This window comes from Pseudomonas tumuqii, assembly GCF_013184545.1.
Lineage (GTDB): Bacteria > Pseudomonadota > Gammaproteobacteria > Pseudomonadales > Pseudomonadaceae > Aquipseudomonas > Aquipseudomonas tumuqii.
The window spans coordinates 1-22,227 of record NZ_JAAOJA010000001.1 but is presented as its reverse complement, the minus strand read 5'-3'; the positions used below and the strand labels follow the sequence as shown (position 1 = coordinate 22,227).

Sequence of the window (22,227 nt, the reverse complement as noted above, 5' to 3'; positions counted from 1 at the left end):
GGTCGCGCCCGCGTCAGCCCTTGAAGCTGTCGCAGAAGGCCTGCGCTTCAGCCACATCCAGGGTGCCTTCATAGATCGCCCGGCCGGTGATGGCGCCGATGATGCCTGGCGAGCGCGCCAGCAGCAGCTTCTCGATATCGCCGAGGTTGTGGATACCACCGGAGGCGATCACCGGAATCCGGCTGGCGGCGGCCAGGGCCGCAGTGGCCTCGACATTGCAGCCCTGCATCATGCCGTCCTTGGCGATGTCGGTGTAGACGATCGCGGACACACCATCGGCCTCGAAGCGTTTGGCCAGGTCGGTGGCCTGCACCGTGCTGACTTCGGCCCAGCCGTCGGTGGCGACGAAACCGTCCTTGGCGTCCAGGCCGACAATCACCTTGCCCGGGAAGGCCTTGCAGGCGTCGGTGACGAATTGCGGATCTTTCACCGCCTTGGTGCCGATAATCACGTAGCTGACCCCGGCCTTGACGTAGTGCTCGATGGTTTCCAGCGAGCGGATGCCGCCGCCGATCTGGATCGGCAGATGCGGGTAGCGCTTGGCGATGGCGGTGACCACCTCGCCGTTGACCGGCTGGCCTTCGAAGGCGCCGTTCAGATCGACCAGGTGCAGCCGACGGCAGCCGCCTTCCACCCACTTGGCCGCCATGCTCACCGGGTCGTCGGAAAACACCGTGGAGTCTTCCATGCGGCCCTGGCGCAGGCGCACGCAAGCGCCGTCTTTCAGATCGATAGCGGGAATAATCAGCATCGGTTGAACCTGTTCAAGTCTTTGGATTCGGTGAGGATCAGCTCTTCTCGAGCGCCCAGAGGTCGCTTTCGATGCTGTCGAACCTGTCCCTGAGGACGGTCTGCACATCGAAAATCGCCCGGTTGTAATAGTGCGGAGCAATTTCGCGGGTAAACAGCTCGAGGATTTCCGCGACCTCGAACGAACCCAGCTGCAGCTCGAAGCGCGCCTCCACGAAGCGCTTGAGGGTGCTGATCGCCTCACGCTCCTGTTCCGGCGTGAGGCTGAGGATCGGCGGCTTGCCCTTGGCCTTGCTCATTTACCAGCGCCCATCCCAGGCGGCGAAGTTCTGCAGCAGCTGCAGGCCATGGGTGTGGCTCTTCTCCGGGTGGAACTGCACGGCGAAGCGCGAGCCATCGGCCAGCGCCGCGGCGAAATCCTTGCCGTAATGGCCGCGACCGACCACCTGCTTGGGATTGCCCGCCTCGACGTAATAGCTGTGCACGAAGTAGAAGCGCGCCAGGTCCGGAATGTCGTGCCACAGCGGGTGCTTGACCGACTGCGCCACCTCGTTCCAGCCCATGTGCGGCACCTTCAACTGCTCGCCGTCCTCGACCATGCCCTTGCCGAAGAAGCGCACCTGGCCGGGGAACAAACCGATGCAGTCGACCCCATCGTTCTCCTCGCTGCGCTCGAGCAGCGCCTGCATGCCGACGCAGATGCCGAGAAACGGCCGATCGACGCTGACTTCACGCACCAGCTCATCGAAGCCCAGGCGCTTGATCTCGGCCATGCAGTCGCGGATCGCCCCGACCCCGGGAAACACCACCCGATCGGCCTCGCGAATCACCTGGGCATCGCTGGTCACCAGCACCTTGCCGGCACCGACATGCTCGAGGGCCTTGGCCACCGAGTGCAGATTGCCCATGCCGTAATCGATTACTGCAACCGTCTGCATCAGAGGCAACCCTTGGTCGACGGCATCTGCCCGGCCATGCGCGGGTCCAGTTCGACGGCCATGCGCAGGGCGCGGCCGAAGGCCTTGAACACCGTCTCGATCTGGTGGTGGGTATTGGTGCCACGCAGGTTGTCGATGTGCAGGCTGACCAGGGCATGGTTGACGAAGCCCTGGAAGAACTCCTGGAACAGGTCGACATCGAAGCCGCCGACCACCGCCCGGGTGAAGGGCACGTGCATCTGCAGGCCGGGACGCCCGGAGAAGTCGATCACCACGCGCGACAGCGCCTCGTCCAGCGGCACATAGGAATGGCCGTAACGGGTCATGCCCTTCTTGTCGCCGATGGCCTTGGTAAAGGCCTGGCCGAGGGTGATGCCGACGTCTTCGACGGTGTGGTGGTCGTCGATATGCAGGTCGCCCTGGCACTGGATATCCAGGTCGATAAGGCCGTGACGGGCAATCTGATCGAGCATGTGCTCGAGGAACGGCACGCCAATAGCGAACTTGGCCTTGCCCGTGCCATCCAGGTTGATCGAGACCTTGATCTGGGTCTCCAGGGTATTGCGCTCGACGGATGCCGTACGTTCGGCCATCACCAGCTCCAGAAATTGCCCACGGAAAAAGGCTGCCATTATAAGGGCAAAGCCGCCCTGGCGATACGCACCCGCCGGCTGGACTGCATCTTGCACGTTCCCGGGCATTTACCGGCCGGAGGTGGCGATCATGCACGAGAGAAAGATGCCGGCCACCCTGCGCTTTATGCTGGCGGCCCGGCGTAGCGAACTGCTCGGCCTGGAAGACCTGAGCCAGACCTGCGAGCTGGTCACCCGCATCAGCCAGCTGGTCCACGCCCTGCAGAAAGAGCGCGGCTACTCGAACCTCTACCTGAGCGGCAACGCCCCGCACCAGCGCCTGCAACTGGACAACCTGAGCCAGGCCGCGCAGATGCTGGAGCGCCAGGTACGCGAGGATCTCGAACGCATCGAGCCAGACAACCTCGGCTCGGCCGACAAGACCCGCCTGTTCACCCGCATCGCCTATGCCCTGCATAGCCTCGACGAGCTGCCGGCCCTGCGGCGCAAGATCCGCGAGCACCGCACCAGCATGCAGGACGCCACCGCCACCCTGGTACGCCTGATCGGCGGCCTGCTGGCCGTGGTCTTCGAGGCCGCCGACACCGCGGTCGACCCCGCGATCACCCGCAGCCTGGTGGCATTGTTCAACTTCATGCAGGGCAAGGAACTCGCCGGCCAGGAACGCGCCCTCGGCGTTGCCGGCTTCGCCAGCGGCTACTTCACCGCCGAGATGCTCGAGCGACTGGAACATCTGCTGGAAAGCCAGGAGCGCAGCTTCGAGACCTGCAGCCGCTTCGCCAGCCCGGCGGCCCTGAGCCTGTGGCACGACCTCTGCGCCAGCGACAGCAATGCCCAGGCCTGCCGCCTGCGCGAAATCGCCCGGCGTACCCGCGCCGAGGCCAGGGTCGATCCCCAGCTCGGCGAACTCTGGTTCGAGCTGCATACCAGGCGCATCGATGCGATGAAAAGCGTCGAAACCTGCCTGGAGCAGGATCTGCTGCAGCGCTGTCGGCAGAGCATGCAACGCATCCGCAGCGACCTGCACAGCCACCGCCGCCTGCTCGACGGCCTCAGCGACATGCATGCCGCCGCCGAGCAGGCCAAGCTGTTCAGCGTGCACAGCAGCGACCTCGACAGCTCGCCGCAGGAAGGCATGAGCGCCACGCTGGCGCGCTCGACCCTCGACTTGCTGCAGAGCCAGACCCAGCGCCTGCAGGGCATGCACGACGAGCTGCGGGACGCGCGCCAGGCCCTGGAAGAACGCAAGCAGGTGGAACGCGCCAAGCAACTGCTGATCAAGCAGCAGGGCTACAGCGAAAGCGCCGCCTATGCCTGGTTGCGCCAGTCGGCGATGAACCAGGGCCTGCGCCTGGAGGAAGTCGCCAACCGCCTGCTGGCGCTCGACATCGAGCCGGCCCGACCGCGGCACAAGCACTGAACTCAGGCATGCACGCCGCCCACTGCACTGCGAACGTGCACGCGCCATCGGCCAGCGCCATGCCGGCGCCTCACTCGGCCGCCCCGGCAGGCGCCCCGCCACTGCCAACAAAACCGCGCAACGCCTTGATCTGCCTGGCGCACCGGGTGCAGCGCGGCGCCCTGCCGGTGCATTTCGACGTCCTGGCACGGCTTTCGCTATGACCTGAATACGCCCGGCATGCTGTGCCCGGCGCCACAATCCGATCAGGACAACGATGTCCACGCACCCGACTCAGTCGACCGGCGTGACATCGTTTTTTTTTGCCTTTTTTTGCCCAAAGGAACCCTGCGCATGACCGACAAGCCGAGCAATGACGACAGCAACAGCGCACTCATGGCCTCGCGCCGGCGCTTCCTGAAACAGTCGATAGTCGCCGCCAGCGGCATCGCCCTGCTCGGCGGCATGCCCCTGGGCCTGTCGTCCAGCGCCTGGGCCGCCGGCACGGACGTGGAGACCACCAAGGCCAAACTCGGCTTTATCGCCCTGACCGATGCCGCGCCGCTGTTTGTCGCCGCCGAGAAGGGCTTCTTCGCCAAATACGGCATGACCGAGGTCGAGGTGCTCAAGCAATCGTCCTGGGGCACCACCCGCGACAACCTGGTCCTCGGTTCGGCGAAGAACGGCATCGACGGCGCCCATATCCTCACCCCCATGCCCTACCTGATCAGCGCCGGCATCGTCACGCCGAACAACCAGCCGGTGCCGATTTCCATCCTCGCCCGCCTCAACCTGGCCGGCCAGTGCATCTCGGTGGGCGAGGAATACCGCGACCTCAAGATCGGCGTCGACAGCGCCCCGTTCAAGGCCGCCCTGGACGCCAAGAAGGCCAGCGGCAAGAAAGTCAGCGCCGCCATGACCTTCCCCGGCGGCACCCACGACCTGTGGATGCGCTACTGGCTGGCCGCCGGCGGCATCGACCCGAACAACGACATCAGCACCATCACCGTGCCGCCGGCGCAGATGGTCGCCAACATGAAGGTCGGCAGCATGGACACCTTCTGCGTGTGCGAGCCGTGGAACGCCCAGCTGATCAACCAGAAGATCGGCTACACGGCCAACACCACCGGCGAGCTGTGGCACAACCACCCGGAAAAATCCTTCGCCCTGCGCAGCGATTACATCGCCGCCAACCCCAACGCGGCCAAGGCCCTGACCATGGCGATCATGGAAGCGCAGATGTTCTGCGAGAAGCCGGAAAACAAGGAAGAAGTGGCGAAGATCTGCTCGCAGCGGCGCTGGATCGGCGCGCCTTACGCCGACATCGTCGACCGCATGAAGGGCAACTTCGCCTATGGCACCGGCAAGGTGGTGGAGAACCATCCCGAGCAGATGCGCTACTGGGACGACTTCGCCTCCTACCCGTTCCAGAGCCACGACCTCTGGTTCCTTACCGAGAACAAGCGCTGGGGCTATCTGCCGACCGGTTTCGACAGCCAGGCGCTGATCGCCCAGGTCAACCGCGAGGATATCTGGCGCGCCGCAGCCGCCGCCCTGAACCTGCCGGCCGAGCAGATCCCCACCTCGACTTCGCGCGGCGTCGAGACCTTCTTCGACGGCAAGGTGTTCGACCCCGAAAACCCGCAAGCCTACCTGGACAGCCTGACCATCAAGGCCATGGCCTGATCGCCATGCACCGCCTGCGAGGAGACAACCCATGAACGCCAACGTCAAACTCCAGCCACCCGTCGCCACGCCGGCCCCGAGCGCCGCGCCGTCCTGGCTGAGCAAAAGCGCCACGCGCCTGCAGCAAACCCTGCTGCAGGATCTGCTGCCGCCGCTGGTGGTCCTGCTGGCCCTGGGCCTGCTCTGGGAGATGCTCTGTTCGGGTGCCGGCGCCGCCCTGCCGCCACCCTCCCAGGTGCTCAGCGAGACCTGGGAGCTGATCGTCGATCCCTTCTACGACAACGGCGGCAATGACGTCGGCCTGGCCTGGCAACTGCTGGCCAGTCTCAAGCGGGTCGCGGTGGGTTATCTGCTGGCGGTGGCGGCGGGGGTCGCCCTCGGCGTGCTGATCGGCCAGTCGGACTGGGCCATGCGCGGTCTCGACCCGCTGTTCCAGGTGCTGCGCACCGTGCCGCCGCTGGCCTGGCTGCCACTGTCCCTGGCCGGCTTCCAGGACAGCCACCCGTCGGCGATCTTCGTGATCTTCATCACCGCGATCTGGCCGATCATCATCAACACCTCGGTGGGCATCCGCAATATTCCCCAGGACTACCGCAACGTCGCCCAGGTGATCCAGCTGAATGCCTGGGAGTACTTTCACATCATCATGCTGCCGGCCGCCGCGCCCTATATCTTCACCGGCCTGCGCATCGGTGTCGGCCTGTCCTGGCTGGCGATCATCGCCGCGGAAATGCTCATCGGCGGGGTCGGCATCGGCTTCTTCATCTGGGACGCCTGGAACGCCTCGCGCATCAGCGACATCATTCTCGCCCTCGTCTATATCGGCGTGGTTGGTTTCTTCCTCGACCGCCTGGTGGCCTTCGCCGGCCGGCGCATCACCCGCGGCATTCCCGCCGCCTGAGGATTCGGACATGAGCTACCTCTCCATCGAACAACTGGACAAAAGCTTCGTGCGCGACGACCTGGCCTCCCAGGTGCTGAAGAACATCAACCTGCGCATCGACAAGGGCGAATTCATCTCGATCATCGGCCACTCCGGCTGCGGCAAATCGACGGTGCTGAACATCGTCGCTGGCCTGCTCGACCCCAGCCTCGGCGTGGTCATCCTCGACGGCAAGGAAGTCAGCGGCCCCGGCCCGGACCGCGGCATGGTGTTCCAGAACCACTCGCTGCTGCCCTGGCTGACGGTGTTCGAAAACGTCGAAGTGGCGGTCAACAAGGTGTTCAAGCGCAGCATGAGCAAGAGCGGGCGCCGCGAGTGGATCGAGCACAACCTCAAGCTGGTGAGCATGGGCCACGCCCTGCACAAGTACCCCCAGGAGATTTCCGGCGGCATGAAGCAGCGCGTCGGCATCGCCCGCGCCCTGGCGATGAAGCCCAAGGTGCTGCTGCTCGACGAACCCTTCGGCGCCCTCGACGCCCTCACCCGCGCCCACCTGCAGAACGAGGTGATGCGCATCCAGACGGACCTGGGCAACACCATGATGATGATCACCCACGATGTCGACGAGGCGGTGCTGCTCTCCGACCGCATCGTGATGATGACCAACGGCCCCTCCGCCACCATCGGCGAAATCCTCACCGTGGACCTGCCGCGCCCGCGCGACCGCATCGCCCTGGCCGACGACCACGAGTACAACCGCTGCCGCCGCGCGGTGCTGAGCTTTCTCCACGACCGTCATCGCCTGCAGTAGGCGCCACCCATATGCCCGCGGATTTCGCGGCTAAAGCCCCTCCCACCCTGATCGAGGCAGGTCGCCGCATCGGCGTACGCTGACGAGCGCTTTGTGGGAGGGGCTTTAGCCGCGAGACAATCGAACGGGGCATACAGCTTCGCGGTTAAAGCTCGATAGCAGGTTGAGTTAGCAGCGCATGCCGCTGTTAGCGGTTGAACGCCGCCCCCCCCAAAAGCGCTGCATGTGCAAGCCAGCCAGCTCGCAGATCTTGCTATGCTCGGCAGCCAAACCCGCCGAAACCAAACACCGCACCCACCATGGACAGCATCGACACCCTGATCATCGGCGCCGGCGCCCTCGGCCTGGCCTGCGCCGCGCGCCTGGCCAGCGCGCAGCAGAGCTGCCTGATCGTCGAGGCGGAAGCGCTGATCGGCAGCCACACCTCCAGCCGCAACTCCGAGGTGATCCACGCCGGCCTCTACTACGCTCCCGGTTCGCTGAAAGCCGAGCTGTGCCTGGAAGGCCGCGAGCGCCTGTATGCCTGGTGCGCCCAGCATCAGGTGGCGCACCGGCGGATCGGCAAGCTGCTGGTGGCGGTCAGCGCGGCCGAACGTGGCAAGCTGGAGGCGCTGGCCACCAATGCCCAAGCCTGCGGCGTGCATGACCTGCAAGCTATCGAGCAATCCCTGCTCGCCGAACTGGAGCCCGCCGTGCGCGGCGTCGCGGCGCTGCTGTCGCCGAGCACCGGAATCATCGACAGCCATGCCTACCTGCAATCACTGCTCGCCGCCGCCGAGAATCAGGGTGCCCAACTGGTCCTGCAAACCCGCGTCGACCAGCTCGAACCCGGCCCTGACGGCTGGCTCGTCACCGGCCGCAGCGCCGGCGAAGCCTTCCAGCTCAAGGCGCAGCGGGTGATCAATGCCGGCGGCCTGTTCGCCCAGCAACTGGCGCAGCGCACCGCCGGCCTGCCTGCCGCGCAGATCCCGGCTTTGCACCTGTGCCGCGGTCGCTACTTCGGCTACAGCGGCCGCGCGCCCTTCCAGCACCTGATCTATCCGCTGCCGGAGGCCAACACCGCGGGCCTGGGCATCCACGCCACCCTCGACCTCGGCGGCCAGCTGCGCTTTGGCCCGGACGCCGAGTATCTGCAACAGATCGATTACCGGGTCGACGAACAGCTGCGCGAACCCTTTGCCAAGGCAATCCGCCGCTATTTTCCGCAGCTCGACAGCACGCGCCTGGTGCCCGGCTACTGCGGCATCCGGCCGAAACTCGCCGGCCCCGGGGAACCCGCCGCCGACTTCCTTATCCAAACCGCAAGCGATCACGGCCTGCCGGGCCTGATCAATCTGTTCGGCATCGAGTCGCCCGGACTGACCGCCAGCCTGGCGATCGCCGAACGCGTGGCCCTAGCAGCCTGTCGGACTTAACACTGCCCTGCTGCGGAAAAGCCGGGATTGGTCATTTTCTGCGCGCTTTTTCGTTAAATAGAGCGACTATTCGCCTCAAAAGCGCACAAAAACTGCCTCAACCCGAGATGTCGGACCACGGACTTTCCCTCGCTACGGACGGTCAAGTCCGACAGGCTGCTAGCGCTGTAAAAGCCGCTTGCAAAATCAGCACACAACCCGGACTTTCGCCGGCCTGCCTATTGCAGCGGTCGGCGCTATACTCGCCGACTCAATTCAAGTTATCCGAAACAAGGAATCGTCCATGAAAGCGCTCGGCAAAATCCTGGGTCTGTTTTTTCTCGGGCTGTTGCTGATCCTGGTGGCCCTGGGCTTTGCCCTCACCCACCTGTTCGATCCCAACGACTACAAAGACGAAATTCGCCAGCTGGCCCGCGACAAGGCCAACCTGGAACTGACCCTCAATGGTGACATCGGCTGGAGCCTGTTTCCCTGGCTCGGCCTTGAGCTGACCGACGCCACCCTGGCCAGCGCCACCACTCCCGACCAGCCCTTTGCCGACCTGCGCCTGCTCGGCCTGTCGGTGCGCGTGCTGCCGCTGCTGCGCCGCGAAATACAGATGAGCGACATCCGCGTCGACGGCCTCAACCTGAACCTGCAGCGCGACGAAAAAGGCCGCGGCAACTGGGAAGATGTCGGCCGCCCGCCACAACCCGCCGCGGCCGTGAACACAGTCGCCGGCGCAGCGCCTGCACCAGCCGCAGACGAGCAGCCCGCGAGCACGCCGTCAGGCGCCGAGCCGATCAAGCTGGATATCGACAGCCTGATCGTCAACAGCGCGCGCATCGATTACCACGACGCGCAGAAAGGCCAGCAATTCAGCGCCGAAAGCATTCAGCTGACCACCGGGGCGATCCGCGAAGGGGCAGCCATTCCGGTCAAACTCAGTGCCTTCTTCGGCACCAATCAGCCGGTCGTGCGGGCGCGCAGCGAACTGCAAGGCGAGCTGCGCTTCGACCGTGCGCTCAAGCGCTACCAACTGGAAGACGCCAAGATTTCCGGCGAAGCCTCCGGCGAGCCCTTCGACGGACAGACCCTGACCTACTCCCTGCAAGGCCAACTGCTGGCCGACCTGGCCGCCCAGATCGCCGAATGGAACGGCCTGAAACTCTCGGCCAACCAGCTGCGTGTCCTCGGCGAAGTGAAAATCCGCGACCTGGATAGCGAGCCGAAACTGACTGGTGGCCTGTCCATCGCGCCGGTCAACCTGCGCGAATTCCTCGCCACCATCGGCCAGAAACTGCCGCCGCTGAACGATGACAAGGCCCTCGGCCAGTTCGAGCTGGTCAGCCGCCTCAGCGGCAGCTCGACCAGCCTGACCATGGAAGAGCTGAAGCTGAAGCTCGACGACAGCAGCTTCAGCGGCCAGATCGGCATCGCCGACTTCGCCAAGCAGGCCCTGCGCGTGGAGCTCAAGGGCGACAGCCTGGATCTCGACCGCTACCTGCCGAAGCCCAGCAAGGACAGCCAGGATGCCGGCGCCGCGCGCCAGGCCGAGGTCAAGCAAAGCGTCGCCAGCGCCGGCCAGAGTGGCAGCACGCCGCTGCCCAAGGCGCCCACCCAGCACGCCTGGAGCGCCACCACGGTGCTGCCGGTCGAGCGCCTGCGCAGCCTCGACCTGCAACTGGCGCTGGGCCTCGACCAGCTGACTTACCAAAAGCAAGCCATCAGCGCCTTCAACCTCAAGGCCAAGAGCCGGGCCGGCCTGCTGACCCTGGAAGAAATGCGCGGCAAGCTCGGCAGCGGCGATTTCGACCTCAAGGCGACGGTCGACGTGCGCCCGGCCACTCCACTGCTGAGCCTGCAAAAGCGCCTGCAGCGGATCAGCGTAGAACCCTTCCTCAAGAGCGAGCAGCAGCCCTCGCCGGTCACCGGCCTGCTCGACCTGCAAGCCAACCTGAGCACCAGCGGCAACAGCCAGAAGGCCTGGGTCGACGGCCTCAACGGCACGGCCAACTTCGCCCTCAATGATGGCGTGCTGATCGGTGCCAACCTCGAGCAACAACTCTGCCGCGGCATTGCCGCACTCAACCGCAAGGCCCTGAGCGGCGAGCCGCGCGCCAAGGACACCCCCTTCGAGACCCTGCAGGGCAACCTGACCTTCCTCAATGGCGTGGCCCACAACCCGGACCTCAAGGCCAGCGTCCCCGGCCTCACAGTCGGCGGCGATGGCGACGTGGATCTGCGCGTCCTCGGCCTCGACTATCGTGTCGGCATCACCCTGATCGGCGACCAGCGCGAAATGCCCGACCCGGCCTGCCAGGTCAACGAGCGCTATATCGGCATCGCCTGGCCGCTGCGCTGCCGCGGCCCGCTGGAAATGGGCGGCAGGACCTGCCGCCTGGATCAGGATGGCATGGGCAAGGTCGCCGCCAAGCTGGCCGGCAACAAGCTCAACGAAAAGATCGAAGAAAAGCTCGGCGACAAGGTCAGCCCCGAACTGAAAGACGCCCTCAAGGGCCTGTTCAAGCAATGAGCCCCGAGCAGTTCGCAAGCAGCGTGCTCGACTGGTACGACCAGCACGGGCGCAAGGATCTGCCCTGGCAGCAGGGCATCAGCCCCTACCGGGTCTGGGTCTCGGAAATCATGCTGCAGCAGACCCAGGTCAGCACCGTGCTCGGCTACTTCGACCGCTTCATGGCCGCGCTGCCGATGGTAAAGGACCTGGCCGAAGCGCCGGAAGACGAAGTGCTGCACCTGTGGACCGGCCTCGGCTACTACACCCGCGCCCGCAACCTGCAGAAGGCCGCGCAGATCGTCATGGCCGAGCACGGCGGCGAGTTCCCCCGCGACGTCGAGCAACTGACCGAACTACCCGGCATCGGCCGCTCCACCGCGGGCGCCATCGCCAGCCTGAGCATGGGCCTGCGCGCGCCGATTCTCGACGGCAACGTCAAACGGGTGCTGGCGCGCTACGTGGCCCAGGAGGGCTACCCGGGCGAGCCGAAAGTCGCCAAGCAACTCTGGGACGTCGCCGAGCGCCTGACCCCGCACGCGCGGGTCAATCATTACACCCAGGCGATGATGGATCTCGGCGCCACCCTCTGCACCCGCAGCAAGCCCAGCTGCCTGCTCTGCCCGCTGCAAAGCGGCTGCCAGGCCCACCTGCTCGGCCTGGAGATTCGCTACCCGATCGCCAAACCGCGAAAGGCGCTGCCGCAGAGACGCACCCTGATGCCGATCCTGACCAGCCGGGCTGGCGAGGTTCTGCTCTACCGTCGGCCTTCCAGCGGCCTCTGGGGCGGCTTGTGGAGCCTGCCGGAACTGGACGACCTGCCCAGTCTCGAGCTGCTCGCCAACCGCCACGCCCTGCACCTGGGCGAGCGCCGCGAACTGGCCGGGCTGAGCCACACCTTCAGCCACTTCCAGCTGGCCATCGAACCCTGGCTGATCCGCGTCGAAGCCGCGCCATCGGCCGTGGCCGAGGCCGACTGGCTCTGGTATAACCTCGCCACCCCGCCGCGCCTGGGCCTTGCCGCCCCGGTGAAGCAACTGCTGAAGCGCGCGGCCGACGCACTCGCGACCGAACAGAACCCTGGAGAGCAGCCATGACCCGCACCGTAATGTGCCGCAAGCACAAGCAAGAACTGCCCGGCCTCGACCGCCCACCCTATCCGGGCGCCAAAGGCGAAGACATCTACAACAACGTCTCCAAGCAAGCCTGGGACGAATGGCAGAAGCACCAGACCCTGCTGATCAACGAACGCCGCCTGAACATGATGAACGCCGAGGACCGCAAATTCCTCCAGGCCGAGATGGACAAGTTCCTCTCCGGCGAGGACTACGCCCAGGCCGAAGGCTACGTGCCGCCCAGCGAGTAAGCCAATGCGGGAGAGGCTTCAGCCGCTGCTGGAAGTTCGCCGCTGAAGCCCCTCCCACGGTTTGTAGACTGGATTAGCCGCAGACGTAATCCGGGAAAACCCGGCACCTGAAAAATCTCCCCCGGATTGCATCCGGGCTACCCAGCACCACCGCCCTTCTCCCGCCATCCGAACCTAAGCGCCCGTAATAACTAAATATTTTTAAAACTCACGCTTGACACCCACCCTGCAAATCCGTCTAATAGCGCCCCGTTGGCCCAGGTAGCTCAGTCGGTAGAGCAGGGGATTGAAAATCCCCGTGTCGGCGGTTCGATTCCGTCCCTGGGCACCACTAATACCGAGAAACCCCAAGCGAAGATGCCTTCCTTGGGGTTTTTTATTGCCTGCGATTTTGTGGCATCTGGACGGGACCTTGGGTGTTGCGGACGCGATTGTTGCGACCATCTCGGCCATCAACCGCAGCGCTGCGCGCAGGGTTGGCATCGCGGGTTAGGGCGTCACTTGCCGCAGGCAGTGCCCATGGTTCATCGGTGCGGCACAAAAGCTGGCGGGCTGTCGCTTCGCGCCGAACGGATTGCCGCCGGGCCGACCCAGAAACACCTTTCGCCTGGCAAAGTCTCTCGACGGCAGGGCTAAACACCCGGACCATTTTGCGTCTGCGCGACAGTCAGCAGCAGCCAGGCGACACCCGCGACACACCAGGCCCTGCACGCACACCAAACGGCTTGGCGGCTGGCGAAACGCTATGCTAGCTTGACGGCTCGCCAGGAAGGCCAAGCTATAGCCGGAGCGCATCCGAACAAGAAGAGGACACCCCATGGCCGAGGCCACGCCCGCGCTGGAAATCCGTAATCTGCACAAACGCTATGGCGACCTCGAGGTGCTCAAAGGCATCTCCCTCACCGCTCGCGATGGCGACGTGATCTCGATTCTCGGCTCGTCCGGTTCCGGCAAGTCGACCTTCCTGCGCTGCATCAATCTGCTGGAAAACCCCAACCAGGGGCAGATCATCGTCGCCGGCGAGGAACTCAAGCTCAAGCCCGGCAAGCACGGCGACCTGGTCGCTGCCGATGGCAAGCAGATCAACCGCCTGCGCAGCGAACTGGGCTTCGTGTTTCAGAATTTCAACCTGTGGCCGCACATGAGCGTGCTCGATAACATCATCGAGGCGCCGCGCCGGGTGCTCGGCCTGAGCAAGGCCGAGGCCATCGAGCGGGCCGAGGCGCTGCTGGCCAAGGTCGGCATCTCCGACAAGCGCCATGTCTACCCCAACCAGCTGTCTGGCGGCCAGCAGCAGCGTGCGGCGATTGCTCGCACCCTGGCCATGCAGCCGAAAGTGATCCTGTTCGATGAGCCTACTTCGGCTCTCGACCCGGAGATGGTACAAGAAGTGCTTAATGTGATCCGCGCGCTCGCCGATGAAGGCCGCACCATGCTGCTGGTTACCCACGAGATGGGCTTCGCCCGTCAGGTGTCCAGTGAAGTGGTGTTCCTCCATCAGGGCCTGGTGGAAGAACAAGGCTCGCCCGAGCAGGTGTTCGACAACCCGAGCTCGGCGCGCTGCAAACAATTCATGTCCAGCAATCGCTAAACACGGAGCAACTCTCGCATGCTGAATTACAAGAAGATCCTGCTGGCCGCAGCCGCCACCCTGGCTTTCGGCACCAGCGCCATCGCTGCTGACAAACTCAAGATGGGCACCGAAGGCGCCTATCCGCCGTTCAACCTGATCGACGCCAGCGGCCAGGTCGGCGGTTTCGACGTCGAAATCGGCCAGGCCCTGTGCGCCAAGATGAAAGCCGAGTGCGAAGTGGTCACCTCCGACTGGGACGGCATCATCCCGGCCCTCAATGCCAAGAAGTTCGACTTCCTGGTGGCCTCGATGTCGATCACCGAGGAACGCAAGGCGGCCGTCGACTTCACCGAGCCCTACTACACCAACAAACTGCAGTTCATCGCGCCGAAAGACAGTGATTTCAAATCCGACAAGGCCAGCCTCAAAGGCAAGGTGATCGGCGCCCAGCGTGCCACCATCGCCGGCACCTGGCTGGAAGACAACCTGGACGGCGTGGTCGACATCAAGCTCTACGACACCCAGGAAAACGCCTACCTCGACCTGTCCTCGGGCCGCCTCGACGGCGTGCTGGCGGACACCTTCGTCAACTGGGAATGGCTCAAGAGCGATGCCGGCAAAGGCTTCGAGTTCAAGGGCGAGCCGGTATTCGACAACGACAAGATCGGTATCGCCGTGCGCAAGGGCGACCCGCTGCGCGAGAAGCTGAATGCCGCGCTGCAGGCCATCATCGAAGACGGCACCTACAAGAAGATCAACGACAAGTACTTCCCCTTCAGCATCTACTAAGCAGCCGGCACTGCGTCGCCCAACGGGCGACGCAGGCTTGTGAGCGCCCCCATGACTTTCGATCTCTACGGATTCGGCCCGGCCCTTGCCGCCGGCACCTTGATGACCATCAAGCTGGCGCTCAGTGCGCTCTTGCTGGGTCTGGTGCTCGGCCTGCTCGGGGCTTTGGCCAAAACCTCGCCGTACAAGCCGCTGCAATGGCTGGGCGGCACCTATTCGACCATAGTGCGCGGCATTCCCGAACTGCTCTGGGTGTTGCTGATCTACTTCGGCACCGTGCAGCTGATGCGCAATCTGGCCGACACGCTGGGCATCGAGAGCCTCGAACTGAGCGCGTTCGCCGCCGGCACCATCGCCCTGGGCATCTGCTTTGGCGCCTATGCCACCGAAGTGTTCCGGGGCGCCATCCTCGCCATCCCCAAGGGTCATCGTGAAGCCGGCCAGGCGCTGGGCCTGTCCGTACCACGGATCTTCTGGCGCCTGATCCTGCCGCAGATGTGGCGCATCGCCCTGCCCGGCCTGGGCAACCTGTTCATGATCCTGATGAAGGACACTGCCCTGGTGTCGGTGATCGGCCTGGAAGAAATCATGCGCCGCTCGCAGATCGCCGTGACCTCGAGCAAAGAACCCTTCACCTTCTTCCTGGTGGCGGCCTTTATCTACCTGAGCCTCACCGTGCTCGCCATGATCGGCCTGCACTTCCTTGAACAGCGCGCCGGCCGTGGCTTCATCAGGAGCACCTCATGAACTGGGAAGTCATCATCAAGTGGTTGCCGCGCCTGGCCGAAGGCGCCGCGCTGACCCTGGAACTGGTCGCCATCGCGGTAGTCGCCGGCCTGATCCTGGCGATACCCATGGGCATCGCCCGCGCCTCCAAGCACTGGTTCGTCCGCGCCGTGCCCTACGGCTACATCTTCTTCTTCCGCGGCACCCCGCTGCTGGTGCAGCTGTTCCTGGTCTATTACGGCCTGGCCCAGTTCGACGCCGTGCGCCAAGGGCCGCTCTGGCCCTACCTGCGCGACCCATACTGGTGCGCCATCCTGACCATGACCCTGCACACCGCCGCCTATATCGCCGAGATCCTCCGTGGCGCGATCCAGGCCGTGCCGCCGGGCGAAGTGGAAGCGGCACGCGCACTGGGCATGGCCCGCTGGCAGACCATGTTCTATATAGTCCTGCCGCGCGCCGCGCGCATCGGCCTGCCCGCCTACAGCAACGAAGTGATCCTGATGCTCAAGGCCAGCTCCCTGGCCAGCACCGTGACCCTGCTGGAGCTGACCGGCATGGCGCGAACCATCATCGCCCGCACCTACCTGCCGGTGGAAATCTTCTTCGCCGCCGGCATGTTCTACCTGCTGATCGCCTTCCTGCTGGTGCGCGGCTTCAAGCTGCTGGAACTCTGGCTAAGGGTCGACGCCTGCCAGGGCCGCTGACGCGACGGGGCACTCGCGGCCCCAGCCGGGCTTGACGACACCACCATGAACGATTCCCCTCTCAGCGGCGACCGCCTGCTCCAGCGCTTCCAGGCGCTGGATGCCTTTCTGCTGCAGCACCAGGCGCTCTGGCAACCGCGGCCATTCACCCAGCGGCAACTGCCGTGGGAAAGCCAGCACCCGCAACTCGCCGGCTGGCTCAGATCGCGCAGTCTGGAACAGGCCGAGGCCAGCCACAACCAACCGCACCTGCTCGATGCACCCGCACCCTTTGCCGGGCTCGCCGCGCAAGCGAGCGCCCTGAGCCGAATCGGCGCATTCGCGCCACAGCCCTTGCCACCACTGCCGGCGCGTTTCTCGGTCGACGTGCCGGGGCGCAAATGGCAACAGATCCAGGCCTTCGCCGGCTGCCTGCAGTTTCACCAACCCGCCCGACACTGGCTCGACTGGTGCGCTGGCAAAGGCCATCTCGGCCGCATGCTGGCGCATGACGGGCGCCCCCTGACCTGCCTGGAACACAACCCAGAGCTGGTCCACAGCGGGCAACTGCTCAGCCAGCGCCTGCACCTCAACGCCAGGCATCTGCAGCAGGACGTACTCGGCGCCGATGCCGGCGCGCAACTCGACCGTGAGCACACCCCGGTCGCCCTGCACGCCTGCGGCGATCTGCATGTGCGCCTGATGCAACTCGCCAGCGCGGCCGGCTGCACGCAATTGGCCATAGCGCCGTGCTGCTACAACCGCATCGCCAGCCCCGATTACCAGGCGCTCTCCGCTGCCGCCCAGGCATCGGCCTTGCGCCTCTCGCTGGATGACCTGGCCCTGCCACTCAACGAGACCGTCACCGCCGGCGCCAGAGTCCGCCGCCAACGCGATCGCTCCATGGCCTGGCGCCTGGCGTTCGACGTGCTGCAACGCGAACTGCGCGGCATCGACCAGTACCTGCCCACGCCCTCCCTGCCGACGGCCTGGCTGGCGAAAGAGTTCGCCGACTACTGCACAGACCTCGCCGCCCTGAAACAACTGCCCGCACCAGACCCGTCAAGAGACTGGCAACACCTGCAAAACCAAGGCTGGCAACGACTGGCCCAGGTGCGCAACCTGGAACTGCTGCGCGGCCTGTTCCGCCGCCCCCTGGAACTCTGGCTGCTACTCGACCGCGCGCTCTACCTGCAAGATCAAGGCTTCAGCGTGCGCCTCGGCTGCTTCTGCCCGCGCCAGCTCACCCCACGCAACCTGCTGCTGCTCGCCGAACGCCGCTGAGCTCACCCAAGTTGCCCACATTATCTGTGGATAACTGTGTTGATAGATTCTGAGCAGATTCCCCTGACGGCTCTGCCATCGACCCTGGCGGTGCCTGCTCGTTTTTTGAACAGCATGTAAAAATCAATAAAAACATACACTTATAAAAAACCGAGAAACACCTCACAAAATGAACCTGTACTCTCGCCAAATGACACCCGCTTGTGCATAAGGATTTCGCAGCTAATCGCCAGACCCGCAATAATCAACCCGATTAGCAGCACTTATCGGCCCTGCGCCCACATCGGACAGCGGCGCGAACTGTGCTTCCCGACGCCATGCTTTTGGGCTGCAGGACGGCCTGCAACCTGCCTTCACCACAGGACGCATGACCTACATAGATGGGGAAAAAGAAAGTGCCGCAAGCTTTCTCGAGAACGACCACTGCCCTCTAAAAGACAGGCCCGAGAACGCCGGTCACGCCTTGCCGACGGCAGGTTGGCAAAGGCTTGAAAATAATCAGAATAAACAATGCGCAGACGACTTTACTCGGCCAGATGAATGGATATAATGGCGCCCCTGAAATGCCGGTATAGCTCAGCTGGTAGAGCAACTGACTTGTAATCAGTAGGTCCCGAGTTCGACTCTTGGTGCCGGCACCATATAAAACAACGACTTAGGCCCACCGCAAGGTGGGCTTTTTCGTTTCTAGGGAATCTGCTCCCCGTTCTGCTCCCCGTTGAGGGAGGGGCTGGGCAGCTAAACTCTCTGCAAATATCTAGCGGTAGTGCCCTTCTCTCCCGCTGGGATCTCTAGGGCCACCAAACTGTGCCTTCGCCAATTTGCCTTAGCGCCAACGACACGTTGCATTGGACTTGATTGGTGCGCACCGCTGTACCGATCCGCTAGACGTCGACGGGAGGAAGCGCAGCTCGCTGAGATCCAGGCACTAGGTGATGCTGCGCAGGAGGTAGGCAGCTGCCGGTCGTGACAGGCCGGAGTCGACCCAACGCTGCCGGTTCACACAGGCATGAAACGGCCAAAAGCGGACTGCCCGCAGGCTTAGCAAGGTCCAGTTGAGGCGTGGAAACGTCTACGATATCTGGGGCAATTCAGGTCTACCTGGTTCTTATTGAGCGTTTGAGTGACGGATCGGCGCGCAGTACGTACAACGGCAGGCATACCGCGATCCGGAGTTTGCCCAGGCTTGGGAGCCTGGGCATGGGACGATCAGAACTGCGCGGCGTCGAGCAGATACAGGCTCTCGCTACCCGCCTTGACCGAAGCGGTCAGGGAGTGGATGCGCGGCAGGATGCGGGCGAAGAAGAAGCGCGCGGTGCCCAGCTTGCTGACGTAGAACTCGTCCTGATCTTGTTTGGCCAGGGCGGTGCGCGCCATCAGTGCCCACATATAGGCGTAGGCGGTGTAGCCGAATACCTGCAGGTACTCCACCGAGGCGGCGCCGACTTCGTTGGGGTTGGCCTTGGCCCGCTCCAGCAGATCGGCGGTCATCAGTTCCAGGTTGCCGATGGCTTCCTTCAACGGAGTGACGAACTCAGCCAGGTTGCTGTCGGCCGAATCGGTAAAGGCTTTGATCTCTTCGGCGAAGTGCTTGTAGAACGCACCGCCGCTGCCGACCACTTTACGGCCGACCAGATCGAGCGCCTGAATGCCGTTGGTACCTTCGTAGATCTGGGTGATGCGGCAGTCGCGGATCAGCTGCTCCTGGCCCCATTCGCGGATGAAGCCGTGGCCGCCGAAGATCTGCTGGCCATGCACGGTGGTTTCCAGCGCCATGTCGGTGAGGAAGGCCTTGGCCACTGGGGTCAGCAGGGCCACCAGCTCTTCCGCACGCTTACGGGTGGCAGCATCTTCGCTGAACTTGGCGGTGTCCAACTGCATGGCCACATAGCTGAAGAAGGCGCGCCCGCCCTCGTTGAGCGCCTTCATGGTCAGCAGCATGCGGCGTACGTCGGGATGCACGATGATCGGGTCGGCGACCTTGTCCTTGGCCTGCGGGCCGGTCGGCGCGCGGCTCTGGATGCGCTCGCGGGCGTACTCGACGGCGTTCTGGTAGGAGCGCTCGCCCAGGGCCAGGCCCTGGATGCCGACGCCCAGGCGCTCGTAGTTCATCATGGTGAACATGGCGGCGAGACCCTTGTTCGGCGCATCGACGATCCAGCCGCTGGCACCGTCGAAGTTCATCACGCAGGTGGCCGAGGCCTTGATGCCCATCTTGTGCTCGATTGAGCCGCAGGACAGCGAGTTGCGCTCGCCAAGGCTGCCGTCGGCGTTGACCATGAACTTCGGTACCAGGAACAGCGAGATACCTTTCGGGCCCTCCGGGGCATCCGGCAGCTTGGCCAGCACCAGATGAATGATGTTCTCGGTGAGGTCGTGTTCGCCGCCGGTGATAAAGATCTTGGTGCCGCTGACCTTGAAGCTGCCGTCAGCCTGCGGCTCGGCCTTGGTGCGGATGATGCCTAAGTCGGTGCCGGCATGCGGTTCGGTCAGGCACATGGAACCGGCCCAAGTGCCGGCATACATGTTTGGCAGGTACTTTTCCTTCAGCTCTTCGCTGGCGTGGGCGTTGAGCGACAGGCAGGCACCGGCGGTCAGCATCGGGTAGAGGCCGAACGACAGGTTGGCCGAGTTGACCATTTCCTCGACTTGGGCCGAGATCGCCTTGGGCATGCCCATGCCGCCGAACTGCGGGTCGCCGCCGACCCCGACCCAGCCGCCTTCGGCGTAGGTCTTATAAGCCGCCGGAAAACCGGCCGGGGTCTTCACCGCGCCGCTTTCCCAGGCGCAGCCTTCTTCGTCGCCGCTACGGTTCAGCGGGGCGATGCTACCCGCGGTGACCTTGCCGGCCTCTTCGAGAATGGCCGCTGCGGTGTCTTCGTCCACCACTTCGGCCAAGGCCGGCAGTTGTGCCCACAGCTTGGAGACTTCGAACACTTCGTTGAGCACGAAACGCATATCGCGCAGGGGAGCTTGGTAGTCAGACATGATTGAATTACTCAGACAGTGTGCGGGCATTGCGCATGCCCCGATTAATAGAAAGGTCAGCCGCGCGGGCTTGCACCAGGGACGCGCGACGTAACTACGGTTGCGCTATCTGCAGCCGCTGGCGGCTGCTTGAGAACGCCGGACAGCGAGCCGAGGACGATCCCGCCGATCACCTCCTGCCGCTGCGTCGAGGACAAACCAGCCTGATCCAGCCAGGCCGGCAGGTTGTTGAGCCAGGTGCCGACAGCTTGCACGGTCGCCTTGAGCACCGGCAGCGGGCCTGTAGCGCCGGCCTCCAGCAAGCGCGCCAGGAGCGTCTCCTCATAGCGCCTGCGCAGCTGCTGGATCTGACTCTGGTGCTGCGGCGAGAGGCAGCGATACTCCCGCTCGGCCATCAGGAAATGCAGACCGCGGTGCTCGTGCAAGGCGATATGTGCCCGTAGCAGCGCCTGCAGGCGGCCGTGGGCGGCACCATGGTCGGTGAGCAGGACCGCATCGAGCAGGTCCTCATAGAGTTCCTCGATCAGCTCGAACAGCAGTTGTTCCTTGCTCTGGAAATGGTGGTACACCGAGCCCGTGCCAATCCCCAGATGCAGGGCCAGCTCACGCATGCCCACCTCGGCAAAACCCCGCTCGGCGAACAACTCAAGCGCCTTGCCGCGGATCTGCTCGAGGCGCGAGAGCGCTGCCCCTGATTCGTCAGGGCACGATCGCTTGGTATTCATGCCGACATGACTTCCGGAAAACGCCAGCGCGGCCCCATCCCTGGCTTCGCCTGGTCAGTCATAGCGATAAAAACCATGACCGCTCTTGCGCCCGAGGCGACCGGCTGCCACCAGCTCCCTGAGCAGGGGGGCCGGGCGGTATTTGGGATCACCGAAACCCTGCTGGAAGGACTCCAGAATCGCCAGCAGGGTATCCAGACCAATCAGATCAGCCAGCGCCAGCGGCCCCATGGGCTGACCGCAACCCAACTGCATGCCGGTGTCGATATCCTCGGCAGTGGCCAGGCCTTCCTGCAGGGTGAAGATGGCTTCGTTGAGCATCGGCCCCAGAATCCGGTTGACCACGAAGCCCGGGCGGTTGCCCGCGCTAATCGCGGTCTTGCCAATGCGCTCGGCGAACGCCAGGGTGCGGGCATGGATAGCCTCGGCGGTTGCCAGCCCGCGAATCACTTCCACCAGCGTCATCAGCGGTACCGGGTTGAAGAAATGCAGGCCGATGAAGCGCTCGGGACGCTGCACCTGGGCGGCCAACTGACTGATCGACAACGACGAGGTATTGCTGGCGATGATGGCCTCGGCGCTGACCCGCTCACTAATCTGCTTGAGGATGCGCAGCTTCAGGTCCAGGTTCTCGCTGGCCGCCTCGATCACCAGGCCGGCGTCGCTCAGGCTGGCATAGTCGCTACTGGTGCTGATGCGTCCCAGCGCGGCAACGCGCTGCTGTTGCGTCAACGTGCCCTTGTCCACTTGCCGTCCGAGGCTGCGATCAATGCTCGCCAGCGCCTTGACCAGGGCGGCTTCGGATATATCCACCAGCGCGACGGACAGCCCTGCAAGGGCACACACCTGGGCAATACCGCTACCCATGATGCCGCCGCCAATGACACCGATAATCTCGTCGTTCATGATCGTCTCCCGCCTGCTCAAACGCGCTCGAAGATCGCGGCAATGCCCTGGCCGCCGCCGATGCACATGGTCACCAGGGCATAACGGCCCTGGGTACGATGCAGTTCGTGGATGGCCTTGGTGACAATGATCGCCCCGGTGGCACCGACCGGGTGGCCGAGGGAAATGCCCGAGCCATTCGGGTTGACCTTGGCCGGGTCGAAGTCGAGTTCGCG

Annotated in this window: 20 protein-coding genes, 2 tRNA genes and 1 pseudogene; 15 read left to right on the top strand and 8 right to left on the bottom strand. The window is 64.3% G+C overall.

Going from position 1 to position 22,227, the window contains the following annotated elements; translation table 11 throughout:
• Positions 1 to 13: 13 nt before the first annotated feature.
• From hisA to hisB, 4 genes are read right to left on the bottom strand one after another with little or no spacing between them, the layout of a single operon-like run.
• Positions 14 to 751, bottom strand: coding sequence for a 1-(5-phosphoribosyl)-5-[(5-phosphoribosylamino)methylideneamino]imidazole-4-carboxamide isomerase (hisA, locus tag G9C89_RS00115; RefSeq protein WP_172143329.1), 738 nt, complete (start codon positions 749 to 751; stop codon positions 14 to 16).
• A gap of 37 nt (positions 752 to 788) precedes the next feature.
• On the bottom strand, positions 789 to 1,049 hold the full coding sequence (locus G9C89_RS00110; RefSeq protein WP_172143328.1) for a DUF2164 domain-containing protein: 261 nt from the start codon (positions 1,047 to 1,049) through the stop codon (positions 789 to 791).
• On the bottom strand, positions 1,050 to 1,688 hold the full coding sequence (hisH, locus tag G9C89_RS00105; protein WP_172143327.1) for an imidazole glycerol phosphate synthase subunit HisH: 639 nt from the start codon (positions 1,686 to 1,688) through the stop codon (positions 1,050 to 1,052).
• The gene (gene hisB / locus G9C89_RS00100) at positions 1,688 to 2,281 is read right to left on the bottom strand and encodes an imidazoleglycerol-phosphate dehydratase HisB (RefSeq protein WP_172143326.1); all 594 of its coding nucleotides are present in this window, start codon (positions 2,279 to 2,281) and stop codon (positions 1,688 to 1,690) included. Before hisB ends, hisH begins: the two co-directional genes overlap by 1 nt.
• Positions 2,282 to 2,411: 130 nt before the next feature.
• Between hisB and G9C89_RS00095 the strand changes: the two genes are divergently transcribed.
• The 15 genes from G9C89_RS00095 to G9C89_RS00025 all read left to right on the top strand — a co-directional run bounded on the left by G9C89_RS00095 (position 2,412) and on the right by G9C89_RS00025 (position 18,034).
• On the top strand, positions 2,412 to 3,701 hold the full coding sequence (locus tag G9C89_RS00095; RefSeq protein ID WP_256674078.1) for a nitrate regulatory protein: 1,290 nt from the start codon (positions 2,412 to 2,414) through the stop codon (positions 3,699 to 3,701).
• Positions 3,702 to 4,034: 333 nt separating this feature from the next.
• The gene (locus G9C89_RS00090) at positions 4,035 to 5,366 is read left to right on the top strand and encodes a CmpA/NrtA family ABC transporter substrate-binding protein (protein WP_172143325.1); all 1,332 of its coding nucleotides are present in this window, start codon (positions 4,035 to 4,037) and stop codon (positions 5,364 to 5,366) included.
• 31 nt (positions 5,367 to 5,397) lie between these two features.
• Complete coding sequence (gene ntrB, locus G9C89_RS00085) at positions 5,398 to 6,267, top strand: nitrate ABC transporter permease (RefSeq protein WP_172143324.1); 870 nt, start codon at positions 5,398 to 5,400, stop codon at positions 6,265 to 6,267.
• 10 nt (positions 6,268 to 6,277) lie between these two features.
• A complete protein-coding gene (locus G9C89_RS00080) occupies positions 6,278 to 7,060 on the top strand; it encodes an ABC transporter ATP-binding protein (protein WP_172143323.1) in 783 nt (260 codons plus the stop codon).
• A gap of 299 nt (positions 7,061 to 7,359) precedes the next feature.
• Complete coding sequence (locus G9C89_RS00075) at positions 7,360 to 8,475, top strand: NAD(P)/FAD-dependent oxidoreductase (RefSeq protein WP_172143322.1); 1,116 nt, start codon at positions 7,360 to 7,362, stop codon at positions 8,473 to 8,475.
• A gap of 283 nt (positions 8,476 to 8,758) precedes the next feature.
• Complete coding sequence (locus G9C89_RS00070) at positions 8,759 to 10,990, top strand: AsmA family protein (RefSeq protein ID WP_172143321.1); 2,232 nt, start codon at positions 8,759 to 8,761, stop codon at positions 10,988 to 10,990.
• On the top strand, positions 10,987 to 12,066 hold the full coding sequence (mutY, locus tag G9C89_RS00065; protein WP_172143320.1) for an A/G-specific adenine glycosylase: 1,080 nt from the start codon (positions 10,987 to 10,989) through the stop codon (positions 12,064 to 12,066). Before G9C89_RS00070 ends, mutY begins: the two co-directional genes overlap by 4 nt.
• Complete coding sequence (locus tag G9C89_RS00060; protein WP_172143319.1) at positions 12,063 to 12,335, top strand: oxidative damage protection protein; 273 nt, start codon at positions 12,063 to 12,065, stop codon at positions 12,333 to 12,335. Before mutY ends, G9C89_RS00060 begins: the two co-directional genes overlap by 4 nt.
• 255 nt (positions 12,336 to 12,590) lie before the next feature.
• A tRNA-Phe gene (locus G9C89_RS00055) sits at positions 12,591 to 12,666 on the top strand.
• A 486-nt stretch (positions 12,667 to 13,152) separates the two neighbouring features.
• Complete coding sequence (locus G9C89_RS00050) at positions 13,153 to 13,926, top strand: ABC transporter ATP-binding protein (protein ID WP_172143318.1); 774 nt, start codon at positions 13,153 to 13,155, stop codon at positions 13,924 to 13,926.
• Between the two features lie 18 nt (positions 13,927 to 13,944).
• Positions 13,945 to 14,697 carry an ABC transporter substrate-binding protein gene (locus G9C89_RS00045; RefSeq protein ID WP_172143317.1) on the top strand — a complete coding sequence of 251 codons (753 nt, stop codon included), beginning with the start codon at positions 13,945 to 13,947 and terminating at the stop codon, positions 14,695 to 14,697.
• 51 nt (positions 14,698 to 14,748) lie between these two features.
• Positions 14,749 to 15,444, top strand: a complete 696-nt coding sequence (locus G9C89_RS00040) for an ABC transporter permease (protein ID WP_172143316.1) — start codon at positions 14,749 to 14,751, stop codon at positions 15,442 to 15,444.
• Positions 15,441 to 16,130, top strand: a complete 690-nt coding sequence (locus G9C89_RS00035; RefSeq protein ID WP_172143315.1) for an ABC transporter permease — start codon at positions 15,441 to 15,443, stop codon at positions 16,128 to 16,130. The genes G9C89_RS00040 and G9C89_RS00035 overlap by 4 nt, the downstream gene beginning before the upstream one ends.
• Positions 16,131 to 16,175: 45 nt before the next feature.
• On the top strand, positions 16,176 to 17,393 hold the full coding sequence (locus G9C89_RS00030; RefSeq protein WP_172143314.1) for a methyltransferase: 1,218 nt from the start codon (positions 16,176 to 16,178) through the stop codon (positions 17,391 to 17,393).
• A 565-nt stretch (positions 17,394 to 17,958) separates the two neighbouring features.
• A tRNA-Thr gene (locus G9C89_RS00025) sits at positions 17,959 to 18,034 on the top strand.
• Between the two features lie 568 nt (positions 18,035 to 18,602).
• Here G9C89_RS00025 and G9C89_RS00020 read toward each other — a convergent pair.
• From G9C89_RS00020 to G9C89_RS00005, 4 genes and pseudogenes are all read right to left on the bottom strand, one after another.
• On the bottom strand, positions 18,603 to 20,381 hold the full coding sequence (locus tag G9C89_RS00020; protein WP_172143313.1) for an acyl-CoA dehydrogenase C-terminal domain-containing protein: 1,779 nt from the start codon (positions 20,379 to 20,381) through the stop codon (positions 18,603 to 18,605).
• Between the two features lie 56 nt (positions 20,382 to 20,437).
• Positions 20,438 to 21,106: a TetR/AcrR family transcriptional regulator gene (locus G9C89_RS00015; RefSeq protein ID WP_172143312.1), complete on the bottom strand. Its 669-nt coding sequence runs from the start codon at positions 21,104 to 21,106 to the stop codon at positions 20,438 to 20,440.
• A gap of 54 nt (positions 21,107 to 21,160) precedes the next feature.
• Complete coding sequence (locus G9C89_RS00010) at positions 21,161 to 22,012, bottom strand: 3-hydroxybutyryl-CoA dehydrogenase (RefSeq protein ID WP_172143311.1); 852 nt, start codon at positions 22,010 to 22,012, stop codon at positions 21,161 to 21,163.
• A gap of 17 nt (positions 22,013 to 22,029) precedes the next feature.
• Positions 22,030 to 22,227: pseudogene (locus G9C89_RS00005) on the bottom strand (acetyl-CoA C-acyltransferase); the annotation flags it as partial.

Excerpts from the sequence above, each read along its gene's own strand:
- G9C89_RS00095 (WP_256674078.1), top strand. The coding sequence starts at position 2,412 with ATGCACGAGAGAAAGATGCCGGCCACCCTGCGCTTTATGCTGGCGGCC.
- G9C89_RS00060 (WP_172143319.1), top strand. The coding sequence starts at position 12,063 with ATGACCCGCACCGTAATGTGCCGCAAGCACAAGCAAGAACTGCCCGGC.
- G9C89_RS00075 (WP_172143322.1), top strand. The coding sequence starts at position 7,360 with ATGGACAGCATCGACACCCTGATCATCGGCGCCGGCGCCCTCGGCCTG.
- hisA (WP_172143329.1), bottom strand. The coding sequence starts at position 751 with ATGCTGATTATTCCCGCTATCGATCTGAAAGACGGCGCTTGCGTGCGC.
- G9C89_RS00010 (WP_172143311.1), bottom strand. The coding sequence starts at position 22,012 with ATGAACGACGAGATTATCGGTGTCATTGGCGGCGGCATCATGGGTAGC.
- hisH (WP_172143327.1), bottom strand. The coding sequence starts at position 1,688 with ATGCAGACGGTTGCAGTAATCGATTACGGCATGGGCAATCTGCACTCG.
- G9C89_RS00090 (WP_172143325.1), top strand. The coding sequence starts at position 4,035 with ATGACCGACAAGCCGAGCAATGACGACAGCAACAGCGCACTCATGGCC.
- G9C89_RS00015 (WP_172143312.1), bottom strand. The coding sequence starts at position 21,106 with ATGAATACCAAGCGATCGTGCCCTGACGAATCAGGGGCAGCGCTCTCG.
- ntrB (WP_172143324.1), top strand. The coding sequence starts at position 5,398 with ATGAACGCCAACGTCAAACTCCAGCCACCCGTCGCCACGCCGGCCCCG.
- G9C89_RS00020 (WP_172143313.1), bottom strand. The coding sequence starts at position 20,381 with ATGTCTGACTACCAAGCTCCCCTGCGCGATATGCGTTTCGTGCTCAAC.
- G9C89_RS00035 (WP_172143315.1), top strand. The coding sequence starts at position 15,441 with ATGAACTGGGAAGTCATCATCAAGTGGTTGCCGCGCCTGGCCGAAGGC.
- G9C89_RS00040 (WP_172143316.1), top strand. The coding sequence starts at position 14,749 with ATGACTTTCGATCTCTACGGATTCGGCCCGGCCCTTGCCGCCGGCACC.
- G9C89_RS00045 (WP_172143317.1), top strand. The coding sequence starts at position 13,945 with ATGCTGAATTACAAGAAGATCCTGCTGGCCGCAGCCGCCACCCTGGCT.
- G9C89_RS00070 (WP_172143321.1), top strand. The coding sequence starts at position 8,759 with ATGAAAGCGCTCGGCAAAATCCTGGGTCTGTTTTTTCTCGGGCTGTTG.
- G9C89_RS00030 (WP_172143314.1), top strand. The coding sequence starts at position 16,176 with ATGAACGATTCCCCTCTCAGCGGCGACCGCCTGCTCCAGCGCTTCCAG.
- G9C89_RS00080 (WP_172143323.1), top strand. The coding sequence starts at position 6,278 with ATGAGCTACCTCTCCATCGAACAACTGGACAAAAGCTTCGTGCGCGAC.
- hisB (WP_172143326.1), bottom strand. The coding sequence starts at position 2,281 with ATGGCCGAACGTACGGCATCCGTCGAGCGCAATACCCTGGAGACCCAG.
- mutY (WP_172143320.1), top strand. The coding sequence starts at position 10,987 with ATGAGCCCCGAGCAGTTCGCAAGCAGCGTGCTCGACTGGTACGACCAG.
- G9C89_RS00110 (WP_172143328.1), bottom strand. The coding sequence starts at position 1,049 with ATGAGCAAGGCCAAGGGCAAGCCGCCGATCCTCAGCCTCACGCCGGAA.
- G9C89_RS00050 (WP_172143318.1), top strand. The coding sequence starts at position 13,153 with ATGGCCGAGGCCACGCCCGCGCTGGAAATCCGTAATCTGCACAAACGC.